This is a genomic window from Halopseudomonas sp. Lyrl_26 (genome assembly GCF_051948695.1).
In the GTDB taxonomy this organism is placed as follows: Bacteria; Pseudomonadota; Gammaproteobacteria; order Pseudomonadales; family Pseudomonadaceae; genus Halopseudomonas; species Halopseudomonas formosensis.
This window is the reverse complement of sequence record NZ_JAYJLH010000006.1, coordinates 1-16,922: the sequence shown is the minus strand read 5'-3', so window position 1 is coordinate 16,922 and position 16,922 is coordinate 1. Positions and strand designations below refer to the sequence as shown.

Genomic DNA, 16,922 nt, shown 5'->3' with positions numbered 1-16,922 from the left:
TGCTCGGCACAGCCCCAACGCCGTTTTCCCTGGGAGTCACCCTTGATGCTGCACCTGAAAAAACTCTTCCTCTGCAGCCTGATTCCGCTCGCCGGTTTCCTGACCAGCAGCGAGATCCTTGCCCAGAGTGACCGTGGGTCCCTGCCGGCCCGTGTCAGCTCCGCGCTGGCCGCGGCCAAGATTCCAACCGATGCCATGTCTCTGGCGGTGATTCCGCTGGAGGGCCAGGGCATGGCCCAGTTCGTCAATGCCGATCAACCGGTCAACCCGGCCTCGACCATGAAGCTGGTCACCACCTACGCCGCCCTGGAGCTGCTAGGCCCCAATTACCAGTGGCAGACCGATCTCTACGGTACAGGCCCCGTCAGCAACGGCGAACTCCAGGGCGACCTGATATTCCGCAGCAGTGGTGACCCCAAGCTGACCATGGAACGCCTGTGGATGATGCTGCGCGATCTGCGTGCCGCCGGCGTGCGCGAGGTGCGCGGTGATCTGGTCCTGCAGCCCGCGGACCTGCGCATGCCCGCTGATCTGCCACCCTTCCAGGACGACGGCAATGATCCGACACGCCCCTTTCTGGTCGAACCCGACCCGCTGCTGACCAACCTCAAGCTGTTGTCGCTGCGTACCTACGGTGAAGCCGGGGGCGTACGCACCCATCTGGAGCCGGCGCTGCCCGAGGTCACCATCGACAATCAGCTGAGCGTGCTGGCCCCGGTCAACAGCTGCCCCTGGCCGAACGTGCACTACGCGGTGAAGGATGACGGCCAGCGCGCCACCATCACCCTCACCGGCTCCCTGCATCAGGGCTGCAGCGCCGAGCGCTACCTGTCGGCACTGGACGCTCCGGTATATACCGCGAGCCTGATCCGCACCCTCTGGCACGAAATGGGCGGGCGTATCCACGGTGGCAACCGCATCGGCCATTCGTCCAGCGGCGCACGCCTGCTGGCCCGCAGCACCTCACCGGACCTGGTGGACGTTGCCCGGGATATCAACAAGTTCAGCAACAACACCATGGCGCGCCAGCTGTTCCTGACCATAGGCCGCGAACAGCGCAGTGCGGCGGACGCCGACGACCACAAGGCCGCCACCCGCATCATCAACCAGTGGCTGGCCGACAAGGGCATTCAGGCCAATGGGCTGGTACTGGAAAACGGTGCCGGGCTGTCGCGCATGGAGCGCATGACGGCCAGGGACATGAGTCAGCTGCTGAGCCACGCCTGGCGCAGCCCCTATGCCGCCGAGTTCGTCGCCTCCCTGCCCCTGGCGGCCATGGACGGCACCATGCGCCGACGCCTGCGCAATACCCCGGTGGCCGGCCAGGCCCACATCAAGACCGGCACCCTGCGCAACGTCCGCGCCATCGCCGGCATCACCCGCGACAACAACGGCCAGAGCTGGGCCGTCACCGCCATCGTAAACCACCCCGCCGCCGGCGGCAGCCGCGAAGCCCTGGACCTGGTCCTCACCGACGTCCACCGCCGCGGCCCCACCGACGTAGCCGACCGCCGCTGAGCCGGGGCGGGTGCCCCTACGGTTCGGGGAGAATCCCGGTTTCGGTGCAGGAAAATCCCGGCTTGGGTGTAGGAGCACCGCCCTCGGTGCGAACCGGCCCAGCCCACATTCGCACCCGGGGCGGATGCTCCTACGGCGCGGGGTGGTGGCAGCTTCATTTGTAGGAGCACCGCCCCGGTGCGAAAGCGAAGTCCGGCCAAGACACCGAGCCAGCCCCATTCGCACCCGGGGCGGGTGCTCCTACGGCGCGAGGTGGTGGCAGCTTCATTTGTAGGAGCACCGCCACGGTGCGAAAGCGGACTCCAGCCAAGACACCGAGCCAGCCCCATTCGCACCCGGGGCGGGTGCTCCTACGGTGCGAGGTGGTGGCAGCTTCATTTGTAGGAGCACCGCCCCGGTGCGAAAGCGGACTCCAGCCAAGACACCGAACCAGCCCCATTCGCACCCGGGGCGGGTGCTCGTACAAAGCCGGGGGTGCGCTGTTACTGCCGGCGGGTAATCCGCCAGCTGCGGTGGATCCGCGGGTTGCGCTGGAAGTCCTTGTCCAGGGTCTGGGCGGAGATATCCTCGACCTGGTACTTCTCCTCCAGTGCCGGGTCCAGCTTGAAGCGGCGGAAGTTGTTGGAGAAATACAGCACCCCGCCGGGTGCCAGACGGGCCATGGCCATGTCCAGCAGCTGCACATGGTCGCGCTGCACATCGAACACGTCGTCCATGCGTTTGGAGTTGGAGAAGGTCGGCGGGTCGATGAAGATCAGGTCGTACTCGCCCCTGTCCTGCTCCAGCCATTTCATCACGTCATCCTGCACCAGCTGGTGCAGGTCCGACAAACCATTGAGCGCCAGATTGCGCCGCGCCCAATCCAGATAGGTTTTCGACAGGTCCACACTGGTGGTGCGCCGTGCGCCACCCACCGCCGCGTGCACAGTGGCACTGGCGGTGTAGCAGAACAGGTTCAGGAAGCGCTTGCCGCGGGCCTCCTCGGCGATGCGCAAGCGCATGGGTCTGTGGTCTAGGAAGAGCCCGGTATCCAGGTAGTCGGTGAGGTTGACCAGCAGCCTGACCTGTCCCTCCTGCACCGTGAGGAACTCGCCCCGACGATCCATGCGCTCGTACTGCTGCTTGCCGGTCTGGCGCTGACGCTGCTTGAGCACCACCCGCTCGGCGGATGTGCCCAGCACCTGCGGCAGGGCCACCAGCACATCCTGCAGCCGGGCCTGGGCCTTTTCCTCGCTGACGCTGGCCGGCGCGGCATATTCCTGCACATGGGCCCAACCATCATAAAGATCGACCGCCACGGCAAACTCGGGCATGTCCGCGTCATACAGCCGGTAGCAGCTGATGCCCTGCTGTCGGGCCCACTTGCCCAGGGTCTTGAGATTCTTTTTCAAGCGGTTGGCGAACATCTGCGCCGATTCGCTCAGGCGCGCCTCGCCAGCCGGCGCAGCGCCGGCCTTCTCCCCCGCCGAATCCGGCTGATTGCTGCCGGTGATATAGCGCTCGGGCTGCAGATCCATCAGCAACAACTTGCAGGGCAAGGCACCGTTGAACAGCGAGTACTGCTTGTGGCTGCGGATACCCATGCGCCGGCCCAGCTCGGGGTTGCCGGTGAAGATTGCCGCCTGCCAGCCGGTGCATTCCCGACGCAGCACCTCGCCCAACTTCTGGTATAGGTAGACCAGGCTCGCGGCCTCACCCAGACGCTCACCGTATGGCGGGTTGCAGACGATCAGACCGGTCTGCCCCCGGTCCGGATGGGGTGCGAAGGTAGCCAGCTCGCCCTGGTAGACCTTGATCCATTCGCCCAGCCCGGCGCGCTGGATGTTGTTGCGCAGCGGCTGCAGCAGACGCGGATCGGCCTCGTAGCCGCGAATCCATGCCGGCGTACGGGCCAGGCCGGCTTCGGCACGCTGGCGAGCCTCTTCCAGCAGCCGATTCCACATCGCCGGCACGTGCTGCAGCCAGTGACTGAAGCCCCAGTGCTGCCGATGCAGGTTGGGCGCGATGTCCGCGGCCATCAGCCCGGCCTCGACCAGGAAGGTACCGGAACCGCACATGGGGTCTGCCAATGCCGCCCCCTGGGCCGCCATGGCCGGCCAGTTGGCACGTATCAGCACGGCGGCCGCCAGGTTCTCCTTGAGCGGAGCAGCGCCCTGCTGCAGACGGTAGCCGCGCTGATGCAGGCTGTTGCCGGACAAATCCAGCGCCAGCTGCACCTCGCCATTGCGGCAATGCACGTTGATCCGCAGCTGGGGGTTGACCTTGTCTACCGAAGGCCGTTCGCCAGAGGGCGTGCGCAGGCGGTCAACGATGGCGTCCTTGACCCGCAGCGCGCCGAAATGGGTATTGTCGACCCCCGGCAGCGTACCGCTGAAATCCACCGCCAGGGTGCCGTCGCTGGCCAGATGATCCGCCCAGTCCAGCGTCGCCACACCGTCATACAGGGCCTGGGCGCTGTCCGCCGGGAATCGTTGGAGAATCAACAGCACCCGGTTGGCCAGGCGCGACCACAGGCACAGGCGATAACCCAGTTCCAGATTGCCGCTGGCATGGACGCCGGCCACGGTTTCCCGGGCGCTTTGCGCTCCCAATGCGCGCACCTCGTCGAGCAACAGCCCCTCGATTCCTTTCGGGCAGGTAATAAAAAATTCAAGGGTGTCGCGCATCTGTTTGATTTCCATCGTTATGTAATATCTGGCAGGCAACCCTGAGGATTAAGGGTGCTGTACATATGCCAATTTGATCTTTGTGAACCCTGCCCAATAGGGTACAACGGACTCAAGTGCAAACAAGGGATTTCGCCTTTTGCGGAATCCCTGGATGCAGGAGCAACTCCTGCATCGATGCGGGCCTTGTCCCGTATCTTTCCCGGGCCGCACACCGCGGTCCGGGTTGTCCTACTACATGAGGGCTGTACTTTATGAGAAGACTAAAGCGTGATCCGATGGAACGAGCATTTTTGCGCGGGTATCAGAACGGCGTTCAAGGCAAATCTCAAGATTCCTGTCCCTTCAATGGCGGACCCAACAGACAGAACTGGATCAACGGCTGGCGTGAGGGCAGAGCCGACCACTGGGCAGGATATACCGGAATTTCAGGCGTGCATCGCCTCAACGAGATGCGCGCAGTAGGGTAATCCCCTCAAGCTTGACCTTTTTCTCCCAGGGCGCTTACTCAAAGCGCCGGGCCCTAGAGGCCCAGGCCCCCGGAACATCACCGGGGGCCATTTCATTCAGGCCCCCGATTTTACGTCTTCGTCAGCCCCGGTCCGCCGACGGCAGCGCCGCAATTGCATCCACGCACTCACGGATCAGCTCCGGGCCACGGTAGATGAAACCGCTGTATACCTGTACCAGGCTGGCCCCGGCGGCGATCTTCGCTGCTGCATCGGCACCCTGGAGAATCCCGCCGGCGCCGATGATCGGCAGCCTGCCTTTCAGCTCGCCCGCCAGTACCCGTATCACCTCGGTGGACACCTCGGTCAGCGGCCCGCCGGACAGCCCGCCCGCCTCGTCCGCGTGCTCCAGCCCCTCAACGCGGGTGCGATCCAGGGTGGTATTGGTGGCAATCACCGCATCCATCCCCTCCTCCACCAGCGTACGCGCCACCAGCACCAGCTCCTCGGGAGTCATGTCCGGCGCGATCTTGATGGCCACCGGCACGTAGCGGCCCTGCTCCGCCGCCAGATTTTCCTGGCAGGCCTTGATTTCGCCCAGCAGTGCCTTGAGCGTATCGCCGTACTGCAGGGTGCGCAGACCGGGGGTGTTGGGCGAGGACAGGTTCACCGTAACGTAACTGGCATGGGCGTAGACCCGGCGCAGGCAGTACAGGTAGTCGTCCACCGCCCGCTCGACCGGGGTCACGGCATTCTTGCCGATATTGATGCCCAGTGGTCCCTGGTAGCGCAGCCGGCCAACCCGCTCGACCAGCGCGTCCACGCCGAGGTTGTTGAAGCCCATGCGGTTGATGATGGCGTTGGCTTCCGGCAGGCGGAACAGGCGCGGCTTGGGATTGCCGGGCTGCGGCCGGGGCGTGACCGTGCCCACCTCGATGAAGCCGAAACCCAGATCGGCGAGGCCGTCCACTGCCACCGCGTTCTTGTCCAGACCCGCCGCCAGCCCTACCGGGTTGTCGAAGGTCATGCCCAGCACCTGTACCGGATGGGACGCCACCGGCCGCGCCAGATGCCTGGCCAGACGCAGACGCCCGGCAGCACCCAGCATATCCAGCGCCAGATCGTGGGAAGTTTCCGCCGGCAGGCGGAACATCAGGGAACGTAAGGTGGAATACATGGCATGCCCCGCAGGAAAAAAGCTGCGCGGAGTATACCCCATAAACGCCGGATCACCGATCACCGGCTGCAAGGGAATGTCACCTGCGCCGCAGCTGCGAAGGCAGCACAGACGCAGGTGACAGAGGTCAGCCCAGCCGTTCCAGGGACAGCAGCTTGCCCTCGTCGGTAAACTTCAGGACGAAGCTGCCGTGCACCCCTTCATGGGTGAGAAAGGGGCGCAGGTGGTGGGCCGGGAGGCTGATGCTGCGCCCATCGCGGCTGCGCATCAGCACTCGGTCGGCCTGGCCCTTGTACCAGGCCAGGAAGCGGTCGGCTGGCAACGCCAGATCAACGATGAGTTGCTGCATTCGTCACCTGTCCACAGTGCTGGCCAGTTCGGCCAGCTCCCGCGTTGCTACCGCCATCATCGGATAGTCGCTGGGGCCGGCGGCGCGCAGCTCCGCGACCAGCCTCTGCCATCGCTGCATGGGCGTCCGGTTGTCCTCCAGCCAGGTCGACACCAGCTCCGACGCCGACGCCTCGGCCTGACCGCTGTGTAACACGCTGATGGTCAGGGCACTGAGCTGACTCTCCAGCTCGTCACGGTAGGCCTCCCGGGCCAAGGCCTGCCACTGGCTGGTGGCGGGCAGGCTGTTGACCTGCTCGCCGAGCCAGGGCAACTGCAGTTCGCTGCCCAGGGTGAACAGAACCTTGGCGACCTTCTCCTGCGGCTGGCCGGTCGCGTCGGCGGCTCGTATCACCCCGAGCAGTGTATACAGATGTACCGTACTGGCTGCCTGGCGGGCGATGGCGGCGGGAGTCCCGGACTGGGTGAAATAATCGAATCGCTCCTGCCACAGCGCCCGTACCGAGCCTTCCAGCATGCTGTCGAAGCCGGCGTTCAGTGCCCGGATTCTGGGTGCGAAATGCTCGGCTTCCACGGAGGGCTGCAGCTCCGGCCCCCGGCGACGCAGGAACCAGCGCGTGGCGCCCCGGGCCAGCCGCACCAGCTCGTGCATCAGCTCCAGCTGCAGCTCCGCAGGAAGCTGGTTGTCCAGCTGCTCGATGGCCTCGAAGGCTTCAGCTATGTGGAACACCTCCCGCGCCAGCACATAGGCGGCCACTATCTGACCCACATTGGCACCGGTGGACTGCTCCATGCGCCGCAGGAAGGTGATGCCCATGTGGTTGACCAGGTCGTTGGCCAGCTGGGTGGCAATGATCTCGCGGCGCAGTTTGTGGCGGCCCAGCGCCTCGGCATGGCCTTCAACCAGCTGCCGCGGGAAGGCCCGCTGCAGGGTCGCCGCCAGCAGCGGATCGTCCAGCACAGGGGCAGCCACCAGCCGCTCCTTGAGATCAGCCTTGGCGTAGCTGACCAGTACCGCCAGCTCCGGTCGGGTCAGGCCCTGACCGGTACTGGCCCGCTCGGCCAGTTGTTCATCCTCGGGCAGGGCTTCCAGCACACGGCTCAAACGGCCGCTGGATTCCATCACGTTGATGAAGCGACGGTACTCGATCATGGTCGGCACCACCTGTGACCGGGCCAGACTGATGGCCTGGGTCTGCTTGTAGTTGCTGTCGAGTACCAGTCGCGCTACTTCGTCGGTCATATCCACCAGCAGGCTGTTGCGCTGCTCCAGGGTCATCTGCCCGGAGGCCACCAGCTCATTGAGCAGGATCTTGATGTTGACCTCCTGGTCGGAGCAGCTAACCCCGCCGGCGTTGTCGATGAAGTCGGTGTTGCAGGCACCGCCCCGCAGGCAGTACTCAACCCGTCCCAGCTGGGTCATGCCGAGGTTGCCGCCCTCGCCTATCACCCTGGCGCGCACTTCGCTGCCATTGACCCGCAAGCCGTCATTGGCCTTGTCGCCCACGTCCGCGTGGCTTTCACTGGAGGCCTTGATATAGGTGCCGATGCCGCCGTTCCAGATCAGGTCAACGGGAGCCTTGAGCAGGCGATTGATGAGTTCGTTGGGAGTCAGCTGCTCCTCGGCAATATCGAAGACCTCCCGGATCTGCGGGCTGAGAGTGATCTGCTTGAGCTGGCGGGAGAACACGCCGCCACCTTCGGAAATCAACTCGGTGTTGTAATCTGACCAGCCCGAGCGCGGTAGATGATACAGACGCTGACGCTCATCATAACTGCGACCGGCATCCACCGGGTTGGGGTCGATGAAGATCTCCAGGTGGTTGAAGGCCGCCAGCAGGCGCACCGAACGGGAGCGCAACAGACCGTTGCCGAACACGTCACCGCTCATGTCGCCGATACCTATGACGGTAATCGGGTCCTTCTGCACGTCAACACCCAGCTCGCGGAAATGCCGCTGTACCGAAATCCAGGCACCCCGGGCAGTGATGGCCATGCCCTTGTGGTCATACCCCACCGAGCCACCGGACGCGAAGGCATCGCCCATCCAGAAGCCGTAGTCGGCGGCAATGCCGTTGGCGATGTCGGAGAAGGTCGCCGTGCCCTTGTCCGCGGCCACCACCAGGTAATAGTCATCGTCATCGTGACGGATCACCTGCGGCGGCGGTACCACCTTGCCGTCGACCAGATTATCGGTGATATCCAGTAAACCCTGGATGAAGATGCGGTAGCAGGCAACGGCCTCCTGCTGGACAGCATCGCGACCGGCCTCGTGCGGGAGACGCCGCGGCACGAAACCGCCCTTGGCGCCTGCGGGCACGATCACCGCGTTCTTCACCTGCTGGGCCTTGGTCAGCCCCAGGACCTCGGTGCGGTAGTCCTCCTCCCGGTCAGACCAGCGCAGACCGCCCCGGGCCACCTTGCCGCCGCGCAGGTGCACGCCTTCGACACGGGGCGAGTAGACGAATATCTCGTACATCGGCCGCGGCAGAGGCAGCTCCGGAATCGCCGCCGGGTTGAACTTGAGACTGAAGTACTCCTTGGGCTGCCCCTCGGCGTCGGTCTGGTAGAAGTTGGTGCGCAGGGTGGCCTTGATCAGGTCCAGATAGCGGCGCAGAATGCGGTCCTCGTTGAGCACCGCCACGCCGTCCAGCGCGCTGAGGATGGCCTGCTCCAGCTTCTGCTCGAGCTCCCCGGCGCTGGGCTTGCGTGCCAGGAAGAAGCGGGTCTTGAACAGCCGCACCAGCTCCCGCGCAATGGGCGCATGGTTGGCCAGGGTGGCGGCGATATAGGGCAGCTCGAAGCCCATGCGGATCTGCTTGATATAGCGACCCAGGGCACGCAGCAGCGCCGCCTCGCGCCAGTGGATACCCGCCAGCAGAATCAGCCGGTTGAAGGCATCATTCTCCGCCTTGCCGTTCCAGATCGCAGTGAAGGCGCCGCGGAACAGCTCATTGACATCCTCGATGTCCAGCTCGGCGTCCAGCGCGTTGCAGAACACGAAGTCATGGATCCAGAACGTCTGGCCGTCATCCCGGGTGATCTGGAACGGAAACTCGCCGAGTACCCGCAGGCCCAGGTTGTCCAGCACCGGCATCACGTCCGACAGCGGCAGCGAACCGCCAAAATGATAGAGCTTGCAGTGCAGCTCGGTGTCCTTGCCCCCCTCACGCTGGTAGAAACTCATCGCCAGCGGGTTTTCCGCACTCAGCCCCTGCAGAAACTGCAGGTCGGCTACGGCAGTGGCCGGACTGAAACGGGTGCTGTAGCCCGGGGGGAAGCCCCCACGAAACCGCGCCAGCAGCTCGCCGTCGGCATTACCGGACTGCTGCATCATCCGCCAGGCGCAGAGCAGACCGTCGATCAACTCGCGCTCGTGCCGTGAGCCGAGATCCTCCAGAGAGGTGACACCGAAATATTCTTCGGCAAACAACGCCAGGGCTTCCTGCTCGCCCGGCTCGGCCAGCTCCTTGACCCGTTGGCGGATGTACTGCTGAAAATCCGCCTTGCTGCTGGCAACGATAAAACTCATGAACCTACTCCCTCAAATCCGAGCGAAAGCCGCTGTAAAAGGTAAAATGTGCTCTGGAGCTGATTCCAGATTAGTCCTGTCCGGGTGGATTTCGGTAAAGTACCCGACACAGGACGTAAATTATTGGTGCCCAAAGGAAGACCCATGCCCCATCGAGCCTCACTGCTGCAACTGAAAACCTTCATGGCCCAGCAGATCTTCGGTCAGGAAACGCTGATAGAGCGCATGCTGATCTGCCTGCTCGCTGGCGGCCACCTTCTTGTGGAGGGTGCACCTGGACTGGCTAAAACCAAGGCAATAAAAACCCTGTCCGAAGCCATCGAGGCGGACTTTCATCGTATTCAGTTCACCCCTGATCTGCTGCCCGCGGACATTACCGGCACGGAAATCTACCGTCCCGAGACCGCGAGTTTCAGCTTTCAGCAGGGGCCGATCTTCCATCATCTTATATTGGCCGACGAAATCAACCGCGCGCCGGCCAAGGTCCAGTCCGCGCTCCTCGAAGCCATGGCCGAACAGCAGGTCAGTATCGGTCGGGAAACCTGGCCGCTGCCGGAGCTGTTCATGGTCATGGCTACCCAAAACCCCATCGAGCAGGAAGGCACCTACCCGCTGCCCGAAGCGCAGCTGGACCGCTTCCTGATGCACGTGCGCATCGGCTTCCCGGATGCCGCACTGGAACGTCAGATCCTGCATCTGGCCCGGGGCGAGGCCAAGGGTTTCGAGCCGCGCATTGCCGAGCGCATCACCCAGCAGAGCATCCTGGCCGCACGTCAGGAGGTCCTCGGGCTGTTCATGGCTGACGCGGTGGAGGAGTACCTGATCCAGCTGATCATGGCGACCCGTCGCCCCGAGCTGTACAACCCGCAGCTGGCGGAATGGATCCAGATGGGCGCCAGCCCCCGGGGCACCATCGCCCTGGATCGCTGCGCCCGGGCCCACGCCTGGCTGGCCGGCCGGGACTTCGTCAGTCCCGAGGATGTCCAGGCGATAGTCCACGACGTACTGCGCCATCGTCTGATCCTCAGTTTCGAGGCCGAGGCCGCCGGAATAGATGCGGACCGGGCAATCAACCTGCTGCTCGAATCGGTTGCCGTGGTCTAGGTAATGGACGCACCTGCGGCTTATACCTCGCTGGAAACGCTGCTGGACATGCGCCGCCACTGTCAGGATTTGCCCGCCACCCGGCGCCAGGCCATGCTCGGGCGCCTTGCCGGCCGTCAGCACTCACGCCTGCGCGGTCGCGGCATCGACTTCGATCAGGTCCGTCAGTACCAGCCCGGGGATGACATCCGCAATATCGACTGGCGGGTAACCGCACGCACCCGCAAGGTCCACACCAAGGTCTTCAACGAGGAACGCGAGCGACCGGTCTTCATCATCTGTGAACAGAGCGCCCGGTTGTTCTTCGGCACCCGGCCGCGCTTCAAGTCGGTGCTGGCCGCCGAGGCCGCCGCACTCACTGCCTGGATGGCGCTGGCGCACAACGACCGGGTTGGCGGCATGGTGTTCGGTGCCGGTGGCTGCCACGAAGTGCGTCCCAGACGCAGCCGCCGAGCCATTCTGCAACTGCTCGGCCAGCTGCTGGAGGCAAACCTTCGCCTGTCCCCGGAAACCGCCGCTGTCCCCGACGAGCCGCTGAATCTGGCCCTGCGCCGCAGTCGCGAGATCATCCGCCCCGGCAGCCTGCTCTACCTGCTCTGCGACCACTCGGCGATCGACCAGATCAGCCTGCCCCTGATCACCGCCCTGGCCGGCCACAACGACCTGGTGCTGCTGCCCGTGCATGATCCGCTGGAAGCCAGCCTGCCCAGCAGCCCCGCGCTGGAGTTCGCTCAGGGCGAGCAGCGGCTGACGCTCAACACCACCAGCACCGCCCTGCGTGAGGCATGGGCCGCCCAGTTCCTGGCCCGCCAGCAGAACTGGCAGAAACTCGCCGCCCGGCTGCGCGCCAGTCTGCATCCACTGGACACCAGTCGCAGCGCCGTGGACCAACTCCAGCACCTCTTGATACAGCACACCCGGAGGCGGAATTGATCGAGCAACTGCACCAGCAGCTCATCCCGCCGGCGGCCCCGCCGCCCATATCCTGGTGGCCACCGGCGCCGGGCTGGTGGGTGCTCGCCCTGAGTCTGCTGCTCCTGCTGCTTCTGCTCCCCTGGCTGCGACGTCAGGGTCGGCGGCGCCGTCGCCGACGAGTGCAGCCGCATATGAGCCTGTTCTCCTCGATCCCGCCGGGCCTCAGCGACAGCCACTGGCTGGCGGAGGTCAACACGCGGATCAAGCAATTGCTCAAACAGCGCGGCGAAGATTCCGCCACCCGCCTGTTCGGCGAGGCCTGGCTCGACTACCTGTGCAGCCGCTACCCGAGCGCCCGGCGATCTGCCCTGCAGCCGCTGGCCGCCGATCTCTATCGCCCCCAGGTGCAGCTGGGCGAGGAGAAGCGCGAGGCACTGCTCCGCGAACTGCGCCAGTGGATGCGACACGACGATGTTTGAATTCGCCTGGCCCCTGAGCTTTCTCCTGCTGCCCCTGCCCTGGCTGTATCGCCGCCTGTTGCCGGCGGCCCAGACCCGATCGGCCGCACTGCAGGTGAGTTTCATGAGTCGCCTGCAGGAGCTGCAGAGCCTCTCGCCCGAGATCCGCAGCGCCGGGCGCAAATGGCCGCATGTCGTCGTCTGGCTGCTGCTGGTCATGGCCGCCGCCAGGCCCGAGTGGCTGGGCGATCCGCTGCCCACCGCCTCCAGCGGTCGCGACATGATGCTGGCGGTGGATCTGTCCGGCAGCATGGAATTTCGCGACATGCAGCTCGATGGTCGGGAGGTCAGCCGCCTGACCATGGTCAAGGAGCTGCTCGCCGACTTCATCGCAGGCCGGCGCGGCGACCGCCTCGGATTGGTGCTCTTCGGCAGCCAGGCCTATGTACAGGCCCCCCTGACCCACGACCGCGATGCCATTGCCCAATGGCTGGAGGAAAGCTTCATCGGTCTTGCCGGGCGTGAAACCGCCATCGGTGATGCCATCGGTCTGGCCATCAAGCGCCTGCAGGCCGAGCCGGCGGCCAGCCGGGTACTGGTACTCATCTCCGATGGCGCCAACACCGCCGGCAGCGTCAGCCCATTGCGCGCCGCACGGCTGGCCGCCGAACACCAGATCCGCATCTTCACCATAGGTGTCGGCGCCGATGCCCTGCCCCAGGAAAGCGCCTTCAGCTTCTTCGGGCTGCAGTCGGACCCGTCGATCGAGCTGGACGAGGCCAGCCTGAGGGAAATAGCCCACCTGACCGGCGGCGAGTACTTCCGCGCCCGCAACGCCAGCGATATGCAGGCCATCTACCAGCGGCTCGACGAGCTGGAGCCCGCCCTGCGCGCCGGGTTGCCGGATCGGCAGGCCACCGCCCTGTACCATTGGCCGCTGGGCGCCGCTCTGCTGCTGAGTCTGGGCCTCGCACTGCTGACGGTGGCAAGGAGTCGACAACATGACTGAGCTGCTCGGCTTCACCCTGCTGCGCCCCTGGTGGCTGCTGGCCCTGCTCCCCGCCGGAATACTGCTGGTGCAGCTGCACCGCCACGGCTGGCAGCACTCGGACTGGGAGCAGTTGCTGCCGCGACCACTGCATCAATGGCTGCTGCGGCGTCAGCCCGGGGGCAGCCGCGGTCTGCGTTTCGCCGCCCTGGGCCTGACCTGGACCCTGGTGATAGTCGCGTTGGCCGGCCCCGCCGTCGAAACCGGCGCCGAATCGCGCCGGGTCGATGACAACGCCCTGGTGGTGGTGCTGGATCTGTCACGCAACATGTTGGCCAATGACCTGCCGCCTGACCGCATGGAGCGTGCGCGACTCAAGATACGCTCCCTGATCCAGGACTACGGTGACAGCCAGCTGTCGCTGATCGTCTATGCCGGCAGTGCCCATCGCGTCACGCCGCTGAGCAACGACCACGCCACCCTGACCAACCTGCTCGGCGCCCTCAGCCCGGACATCATGCCTTCCGACGGCCAGAATCTGGGCGCCGCCCTGGACATGGCCCGTCAGGCAATCGCTCCATTACCGAGCAAGGGCAGTCAGATACTGCTGGTGACCAGCGGCCTGGACAATGGCGCCCGGGATGTCCTGGCCGAGCATGCCCGGCAGCTCGGTCCGCAGCTGTCGATCCTCGGCGTCGGCACCCGCTCAGGCGCCCCTGTCCCGCTGAGCGAGGGTGGCTTTCTGCGTGACGACCAGGGCCGCATCCTGCTGCCGCGACTGAACAGCCAGCAACTGGGTAATCTGGCCCGCGAGCATGGCGCGCGCTATCACGAGATCACCACCAGCGATCGTGACCTGCACTATCTTCTGCGTCCATTGCAGAGCTCAGGCACCGCAGCCACCGGTGACCGCGTCCTGCTGGTCGACCACGGCCACTGGCTGGTGCTGTTGCTGCTGCCGATTGCCGCCCTGGGCGCCCGCCGGGGTTGGCTGGGGCTGCTGCTGTGCGCCCTGCTGCTGCCGCAGGACGCCCTCGCCTTCAGTTGGAACGACCTCTGGCAACGGCCGGATCAGCAGGCCATGCAACTGCTGCGGGACCAGCAGCCGGCGGCCGCCGCGCAGCGCTTCCGCGATCCCGAATGGCGTGCCTGGGCGCTCTATCAAGCCGGTGAGCATGCTGCCGCCGCCGAGGAGTGGGCAACGCTCAGCCATATACAGCCGGACAACCCGGAATATCTTTTCAATCGCGGCACCGCTCTGGCCATGGCCGGTGACTATTCCGCTGCACTGGAAGCCTATGAACATGCCCTGACCCTGGACCCGACACACCAGGGTGCACGGCATAACCGCGATGCGCTGGAGGACTTTCTGGAGAAGCTCCGCGAGCAGCAGGAGCAGCAGCAACAGGGCGACGCAGACGAAGCAGCGAACGGCGACCAGAGCGCTGGCCAGAATGGCGGTCAGGACAGCGGCACGGGCAATGGTACGACACAGGGTGGCCCCGGCGCCCAGGAGGCGGCCGATGGCGCCGGTGATCAGGCCCCGGGCCAGGACCCGGGTGCCACCGGCAGCAGCCCGGCGGTTACCGGCAGCCTGTCCACGGACGGCGAAGCGGCCAACGGCAATGATCCGGGCACGGAAGACGGCGAGGCCCCCGCCAGCGCCAACGGCAGCCGCCTGCCACGCCAGACTCTGGAACGCCAACAGGAACTGGAACAATGGCTGCGCGAGATTCCCGACGACCCGGCGGAACTGCTGCGCCGCAAATTCCTCTATCAGCACCTACAGCAACAGGACACCACGCCATGATTCGCCTGCTGGTCATCTGCCTGCTGACGCTGCTCAGCCCCTTGGCCCACGCCGCCCTCGAAGCCAGTGTGGACCGCACCCGCCTGATCGAAGGCGAGAGCGTCGAGCTGACCCTGGAAACGCCTGCCGTGGGGCGACTCAGCGAGCTGGACCTGAGCCCGCTGGGTGAACATTTCGAGATTCAGCGCAGCCGCCAGCTGAGTCTGGTCAGCAAGGTGGACGGCCGCACCACACCGATCACCCGCTGGGTCATTACCCTGCGGCCATTGCGTACCGGCTTCCTCGTGGTACCGCCGGTGCATCTGGGCCAGTCCAGCAGCCAGCCGATCAGTCTGCATGTGCTGTCCGCCACCCAGGCCGCCGCCGATCAGGGCGCGCAGCTGGCCCCGGTGTTCATCGACAGCGAAGTGGATATCGAGAATCCCTACGTACAGGCCCAGGTACTGCTGACCCTGCGTATCTACCATTCGGTATCCCTGTTCGACGACTCCAGCCTCAGCGGGCTGGAGATACCCAACGCCCGGGTGGAAAGCCTCGGCCGGCCCCGCAACTTCGAGCGGGTGATCAATGGCGTTCGCCACGGCGTGATCGAGGTGCGCTACGCCATCTACCCGCAGCACAGCGGAGAACTGGAGATTCCATCCCAGCTGTTCAGCGCCACCGCCCTGCAACCCGGCACGGGCCGCTCCAGCGCCCGCAGCGGTCGGGTCGTGCAGGTACGTTCACCGAGCATCACCCTGCAGGTCAGGCCCATCCCGACGGATTACCCCGCTGACACCCCCTGGATCCCTGCCCGCAGCCTGACCCTGACCCAGACCTGGCAGCCGGACCCCGGCATCGACCTGTTCAGCGGTGAGCCGCTCACCCGCACCCTGATACTTGCCGCCGATGGCCTCACCGCCGCCCAACTGCCGGCCCTGCAGAGCCTGAACCCCGACACGGACAACGACAACCAGCTGCGCCAGTACGCTGATCAGCCACAACTGCACACCGACTACAGCGACCAGGGTGCCCGGGGCATCCGTCATGACAGTGCCGCCCTGGTCGCCCTTGAGGAAGGCTCCTACACGCTGCCGGCGCTGCGGGTGCACTGGTGGAATACCCTTGAGGACCGGCTGGAGACGGCGACCCTGGACAGCGTGGTGCTCAACGTCAGCCGCGACACCGACTTCGGCAGCGCAAGCCCGCCAGTGAGCTATGCTGCCGAGGAGCCCGCGCTGCTCTGGCCCTGGCAGCTGGCCTGCGCCCTGCTGGGACTGGCGCTGGCCGTCAGCCTGTACTTCCTCTACCGCGCCCGGCAGGCACTGGCGGAGTACCAGCTGACGGAGACCGAAGAGCAGTTCGACGATCAGGAACAGGGCAATCCCCTGGCCGATCTGCAGGCCGCCTGCCGCACCAACCGCCCCGCCGAAGCCCGCAAGGCGCTGGAGCTCTGGGCCAGACAGCAGCACAGCGAAGGGCTGATCGGCCTGAGCCACAACCACCTGGAGCTCGAAGAAGCCCTCGACGACCTCAACGCTTGCCTCTTCGGCCGCGCCCGCGACCAATGGCGAGGCAAACCCCTGTGGCGCGCCGTCCGCATGGTCATCCAGAGCCAGCGCCGCGAAGCCGAAGAAGAAAGCGCACCCAAGCTGGAAAGCCTCTATCCCGAGGTGTGAGTTCCAGCGCAGGTGCGCTACACCCGCATTGCGGACGAGCTGGTGCTCGTCCTCCCAGGGCACCACCGCGCTGTAGGAGCACCCGCCCCGGGTGCGAAAACGCCCTCCCGGATGCAGAAAGGTGCTGGCCCCGTTCGCACCGAGGCGGTGCTCCTACACCAACAAAACCACTACGTTCCGGGTGCGAATGGCGTAGCGCGGGTGCGCTACACCCCGTATTGCGGACGAGCTGGTGCTCGTCCCTCCCTGGGGATCACCGCACCGTAGGAGCACCTGCCCCGGGTGCGAAAACGTGCTTG

The 16,922-nt window shown here is 65.4% G+C and carries 11 protein-coding genes and 1 pseudogene; 8 read left to right on the top strand and 4 right to left on the bottom strand.

The window, feature by feature from the left end; translation table 11 throughout:
* Positions 1 to 42 precede the first annotated feature (42 nt).
* Positions 43 to 1,518: a D-alanyl-D-alanine carboxypeptidase/D-alanyl-D-alanine endopeptidase gene (dacB, locus tag VF673_RS09505; RefSeq protein WP_440291755.1), complete on the top strand. Its 1,476-nt coding sequence runs from the start codon at positions 43 to 45 to the stop codon at positions 1,516 to 1,518.
* 482 nt (positions 1,519 to 2,000) lie between these two features.
* Here the strand turns inward: dacB and rlmKL are convergent, their stop codons facing one another.
* Entirely contained in the window at positions 2,001 to 4,184 is a 2,184-nt protein-coding gene (gene rlmKL, locus VF673_RS09500) for a bifunctional 23S rRNA (guanine(2069)-N(7))-methyltransferase RlmK/23S rRNA (guanine(2445)-N(2))-methyltransferase RlmL (protein ID WP_440291754.1), read from the bottom strand.
* A gap of 254 nt (positions 4,185 to 4,438) precedes the next feature.
* On the opposite strand from rlmKL, the gene rmf reads away from it, so the two are divergent.
* Complete coding sequence (gene rmf, locus VF673_RS09495) at positions 4,439 to 4,654, top strand: ribosome modulation factor (RefSeq protein ID WP_090537108.1); 216 nt, start codon at positions 4,439 to 4,441, stop codon at positions 4,652 to 4,654.
* 121 nt (positions 4,655 to 4,775) lie between these two features.
* Here the strand turns inward: rmf and VF673_RS09490 are convergent, their stop codons facing one another.
* The 3 genes and pseudogenes from VF673_RS09490 to VF673_RS09480 all read right to left on the bottom strand — a co-directional run.
* Entirely contained in the window at positions 4,776 to 5,810 is a 1,035-nt protein-coding gene (locus tag VF673_RS09490) for a quinone-dependent dihydroorotate dehydrogenase (protein WP_440291753.1), read from the bottom strand.
* A gap of 127 nt (positions 5,811 to 5,937) precedes the next feature.
* Positions 5,938 to 6,159, bottom strand: coding sequence for a DUF2835 domain-containing protein (locus VF673_RS09485; protein ID WP_440291752.1), 222 nt, complete (start codon positions 6,157 to 6,159; stop codon positions 5,938 to 5,940).
* Between the two features lie 3 nt (positions 6,160 to 6,162).
* Positions 6,163 to 9,495: pseudogene (locus tag VF673_RS09480) on the bottom strand (NAD-glutamate dehydrogenase); the annotation flags it as partial.
* 339 nt (positions 9,496 to 9,834) lie between these two features.
* On the opposite strand from VF673_RS09480, the gene VF673_RS09475 reads away from it, so the two are divergent.
* The 6 genes from VF673_RS09475 to VF673_RS09450 are packed head-to-tail and all read left to right on the top strand — an operon-like array spanning position 9,835 to position 16,623.
* Positions 9,835 to 10,794: an AAA family ATPase gene (locus VF673_RS09475; protein ID WP_090537114.1), complete on the top strand. Its 960-nt coding sequence runs from the start codon at positions 9,835 to 9,837 to the stop codon at positions 10,792 to 10,794.
* Between the two features lie 3 nt (positions 10,795 to 10,797).
* Positions 10,798 to 11,727 carry a DUF58 domain-containing protein gene (locus VF673_RS09470; RefSeq protein WP_440291751.1) on the top strand — a complete coding sequence of 310 codons (930 nt, stop codon included), beginning with the start codon at positions 10,798 to 10,800 and terminating at the stop codon, positions 11,725 to 11,727.
* Positions 11,724 to 12,188 carry a DUF4381 family protein gene (locus VF673_RS09465; RefSeq protein WP_177197778.1) on the top strand — a complete coding sequence of 155 codons (465 nt, stop codon included), beginning with the start codon at positions 11,724 to 11,726 and terminating at the stop codon, positions 12,186 to 12,188. The genes VF673_RS09470 and VF673_RS09465 overlap by 4 nt, the downstream gene beginning before the upstream one ends.
* Complete coding sequence (locus tag VF673_RS09460; RefSeq protein WP_440291750.1) at positions 12,181 to 13,176, top strand: vWA domain-containing protein; 996 nt, start codon at positions 12,181 to 12,183, stop codon at positions 13,174 to 13,176. The genes VF673_RS09465 and VF673_RS09460 overlap by 8 nt, the downstream gene beginning before the upstream one ends.
* Positions 13,169 to 14,965, top strand: a complete 1,797-nt coding sequence (locus VF673_RS09455) for a VWA domain-containing protein (protein ID WP_440291749.1) — start codon at positions 13,169 to 13,171, stop codon at positions 14,963 to 14,965. The genes VF673_RS09460 and VF673_RS09455 overlap by 8 nt, the downstream gene beginning before the upstream one ends.
* Positions 14,962 to 16,623 carry a BatD family protein gene (locus tag VF673_RS09450; RefSeq protein ID WP_440291748.1) on the top strand — a complete coding sequence of 554 codons (1,662 nt, stop codon included), beginning with the start codon at positions 14,962 to 14,964 and terminating at the stop codon, positions 16,621 to 16,623. Before VF673_RS09455 ends, VF673_RS09450 begins: the two co-directional genes overlap by 4 nt.
* Positions 16,624 to 16,922: the final 299 nt, after the last annotated feature.

Excerpts from the sequence above, each read along its gene's own strand:
- VF673_RS09455 (WP_440291749.1), top strand. The coding sequence starts at position 13,169 with ATGACTGAGCTGCTCGGCTTCACCCTGCTGCGCCCCTGGTGGCTGCTG.
- VF673_RS09450 (WP_440291748.1), top strand. The coding sequence starts at position 14,962 with ATGATTCGCCTGCTGGTCATCTGCCTGCTGACGCTGCTCAGCCCCTTG.
- VF673_RS09485 (WP_440291752.1), bottom strand. The coding sequence starts at position 6,159 with ATGCAGCAACTCATCGTTGATCTGGCGTTGCCAGCCGACCGCTTCCTG.
- VF673_RS09475 (WP_090537114.1), top strand. The coding sequence starts at position 9,835 with ATGCCCCATCGAGCCTCACTGCTGCAACTGAAAACCTTCATGGCCCAG.
- rlmKL (WP_440291754.1), bottom strand. The coding sequence starts at position 4,184 with ATGCGCGACACCCTTGAATTTTTTATTACCTGCCCGAAAGGAATCGAG.
- VF673_RS09470 (WP_440291751.1), top strand. The coding sequence starts at position 10,798 with ATGGACGCACCTGCGGCTTATACCTCGCTGGAAACGCTGCTGGACATG.
- VF673_RS09460 (WP_440291750.1), top strand. The coding sequence starts at position 12,181 with ATGTTTGAATTCGCCTGGCCCCTGAGCTTTCTCCTGCTGCCCCTGCCC.
- VF673_RS09490 (WP_440291753.1), bottom strand. The coding sequence starts at position 5,810 with ATGTATTCCACCTTACGTTCCCTGATGTTCCGCCTGCCGGCGGAAACT.
- rmf (WP_090537108.1), top strand. The coding sequence starts at position 4,439 with ATGAGAAGACTAAAGCGTGATCCGATGGAACGAGCATTTTTGCGCGGG.